The following is a 3,451-nucleotide window of genomic DNA, read 5'->3' as shown; positions in this document are numbered from 1 at the left end:
GATGCTGAATATGTAAAAAAAGAAGCTAAAACACTTTATGATTCTATGTTTATGGATGATGAAGTTATTGAAGCTAGAAAACATGTTTATGCTATGATTTATAACAATATGAGTATGATTTTTGGCTGTCAAATGAGTGGTTTTGATAAGCTTGAATTATCAAAGAGTGAGATAAAAAAAATTATAAAAGATGTTGTTGATAATGATGAAAGACAGCTTAACTATAAAAAATAAATTTTTGAATAAAAATAATAAAAAATAAATCTGTGAAAAGTATTCACAGATTTATTTTTTATGCTTTAGTATCTATTTTACTACCAAGGTTAGGGTCTACAACCATTGTTGCATCAAGCATTTGAGTCATTCCGTTAGCTACTTGCTGATTATTATTCATTGTCATTTTAAGAAGTGAGATTGATACTGCACTTTTTAAAGAATTTTGACTCATTGACATAGACATTTTACCAATATCCATAGTGAACTCCTTTCATATTTTATTCTAATAAAATTATCGTATTAAATTAGAAAAATTGTATTGCTTTTTTAAAAAAAGAAGAGATAAATTTTAATTATATGGAATAATATGAGAAAAAATATTTAGAAAAAAATATTATAAATGTGTGTTTAATAGAGAGGGATTTTTATTAAAGATAAGATTACATAATAAATTCACTCAAAATTAATAAGAAGTTGGTTTTACAATCTAAAATTATATAACTATAATAGAGTAAGCAAAACACTATATATAGTGTTTAAATTTTGGTCGTAATTAAAAATGGTACTATATATTGTATAGGGGGATTTGGAGAAATATGATAAACAGAGCGTGCAGCCTTGCTATGGGCTATATTAAAGAGGGTAATAGCAAGTATTCAATAGAGAAATTAAACAAGGCATTAGAAAATATAATTATACCAACTATGGACGAGAGAGAAATTCAAGATTCTATTATGCAAATATCACTAGAATTAACTACTCAATTTGAACCAAATTGGCAGGACATAGCATCACATATTTATGTTCTAAACCTAAGAGATGATGTAGCTAAAAATAGAGATATAAAATCAGAAGATGTATATAAGGATTTTTATGGACTTATAGAAGAGTTAACATCAAAGAAATTATATGGTGAATATATACTAGAAAATTATTCTAAAAAAGATATAGAGGAATTAGAGATGGCTATGAAGCCAGAGAGAGATTTCTTATTTACTTTTAGTGGAATAAAACTTTTAGCAGAGAGATATTTAATTGAAAATTTTGATAGAACAAAAACAGAGCTTCCACAACAAATGTTTATGGGTATTGCAATGCATCTTGCTATTCCAGAGAAAAAGGAAGATAGATTATACTGGGTTAAGAGATTTTATAACTCATTAAGTCAACTTAAGGCAACAATGGCTACGCCAACAATGTCTAATGCTAGAAAGCCTTTTTATCAATTAAGCTCATGCTTTATAGATACTGTTGATGATAGTTTAAATGGAATATATAAAACAGTTGATAACTTCGCTAAGGTTTCTAAGTTCGGTGGCGGAATGGGAATTTATATTGGTAAAGTTAGAGCCCTTGGTTCTTCAATCAGAGGTTTTAAAGGTGCGTCAGGTGGTATAATTCCTTGGGTTAAACTTATGAATGATACTGCAATAGCAGTTGATCAATTAGGTGTTAGAAATGGTTCTGTTGCTATATGGCTTGATGCTTGGCATAAAGATGTAGCCGAGTTTTTACAGATCAGAACTAATAATGGAGATGACAGAAAGAAAGCACATGATGTTTTCCCTGGAATTTGTTACCCAGATTTATTCTGGAAACTTGCAGAGAAGGACATGTCATCAAAGTGGTATATGATGTGCCCACATGAAATAAAGAAACACATGGGATATTCTCTTGAAGATTTTTATGGAGAAGAGTGGGAAAAAAGATATTATGAATGTGTAGAAAATGAAGCGATAGATATGAGAGTTATGGAGGTTCGTGATATTGTTAGGCTTATAATTAAAAGTGCAGCAGAAACAGGAACTCCATTTGCTTTCTTTAGAGATACAGTTAATAAAATGAATCCTAATAAACATAAGGGAATGGTGTATTCATCAAACTTATGTACTGAAATTATGCAAAATATGAGTGCATCAGAAGTTATGCAAACAGAGATAATTGATGAGGCTGGAGATAAAATTATAGTTGAGAAAACTAAGGCTGGAGATTTTGTTGTTTGTAACTTATCATCAATAGTTCTTGGAAATGTTGATGTAAATTCAGAAGCAGAACTTGAAGATATTGTTGAAACTCAAATTAGAGCTATGGATAATGTTATAGATTTAAACTATTATTCAGTTCCTTATGCAGAAGTTACTAACAAGAAGTACAGAGCTATAGGACTTGGAACTTCAGGATATCACCATATGTTAACTAATAATAAAGTTGTATGGGATTCAAAGAAACATTTTACGTTTGTTGATAAAGTTTATGAAAACATAAACTACTATGCAATTAAAGCTAGTGTTAAAATAGCTAAAGAAAAAGGTAGATACAGTTTATTTGAGGGTTCAGATTGGGATAATGGAGATTACTTTAAACTTAGAGGGTATGAAACTGATAGATGGATTAATATGAAAAATGACGTATCTGAATTTGGTATGAGAAATGGATATTTATTTGCAGTTGCTCCAAATGGTTCAACAGCTACAATTGCTGGAACTACAGAAGGAATTGATCCAGTTATGGCTAAATTCTGGCTTGAAGAGAAAAAGGGAAGTATAATTCCAAAGACTGCTCCAGGACTTACAGAAGATAATGGGTTCTACTATATGTCAGCATATGATATGGATCAAGAATGGTCTGTAGAGGCTGCGGCTGTAAGACAAAGACATATAGACCAAGCGCAATCATTTAACCTTTATATAACAACAGATTTAACTATGAGACAAATAGCTAATCTTTATATTCAGGCTTGTAATCAAGGGGTTAAAAGTATTTACTATGTAAGAAGTAAATCTCTTGAAATTGAAGAATGTGCAATGTGCTCAGCATAAGTGAAACTCTAACTTAATAATTTGGTAAGTTGAATTTACTCATCGAACATAGTTCGGTGAGTTACCTATTCAAAATCTATGATTTAGTTAGAAAATTAAATTTATAAATATAGAAAGAGGGTATTTCAAATGGAAATGGAAATAAAAAAGAAACCTCTATTTAATGAATTTGGAGATATAGAAGTTTCAAAAAAGAAAATGGTTAATGGGAATACAACAAACTTAAATGATTTTAATAATATGAAATATACTTGGGTTTCAGATTGGTACAGACAGGCTATGAATAACTTCTGGATACCAGAAGAAATTAACTTAGCTCAAGATTTAAAAGATTATAAAGTTTTATCAGTTGATGAAAAAGCTGCTTATGATAAGATTTTATCATTTTTAATATTCTTAGATTCAATACAAACAGC

The 3,451-nt window shown here is 29.5% G+C and carries 4 protein-coding genes; 3 read left to right on the top strand and 1 reads right to left on the bottom strand.

Annotation, left to right across the window (positions count from 1 at the left end):
* Nucleotides 1-234: hypothetical protein (locus tag Q0V15_RS12520; RefSeq protein WP_297439478.1), on the top strand; the 234-nt coding region annotated here is incomplete at its 5' end.
* Between the two features lie 58 nt (nt 235-292).
* Here Q0V15_RS12520 and Q0V15_RS12515 read toward each other — a convergent pair.
* Nucleotides 293-475, bottom strand: coding sequence for a YjfB family protein (locus Q0V15_RS12515; RefSeq protein ID WP_297439477.1), 183 nt, complete (start codon nt 473-475; stop codon nt 293-295).
* A gap of 337 nt (nt 476-812) precedes the next feature.
* On the opposite strand from Q0V15_RS12515, the gene Q0V15_RS12510 reads away from it, so the two are divergent.
* Entirely contained in the window at nt 813-3,035 is a 2,223-nt protein-coding gene (locus Q0V15_RS12510; protein WP_297439476.1) for a ribonucleoside-diphosphate reductase subunit alpha, read from the top strand.
* 135 nt (nt 3,036-3,170) lie between these two features.
* Nucleotides 3,171-3,451, top strand: a 281-nt coding sequence (locus Q0V15_RS12505; RefSeq protein WP_297439479.1) for a ribonucleotide-diphosphate reductase subunit beta, incomplete at its 3' end; no start/stop codon positions are given.

This window comes from uncultured Clostridium sp. (assembly GCF_947036855.1).
Taxonomy (GTDB): Bacteria; Bacillota; Clostridia; order Clostridiales; family Clostridiaceae; genus Sarcina.
Note: the sequence above shows the minus strand (reverse complement) of the source record. Positions and strands in the feature narration are given on the sequence as shown.

Excerpts from the sequence above, each read along its gene's own strand:
- Q0V15_RS12515 (WP_297439477.1), bottom strand. The coding sequence starts at position 475 with ATGGATATTGGTAAAATGTCTATGTCAATGAGTCAAAATTCTTTAAAA.
- Q0V15_RS12510 (WP_297439476.1), top strand. The coding sequence starts at position 813 with ATGATAAACAGAGCGTGCAGCCTTGCTATGGGCTATATTAAAGAGGGT.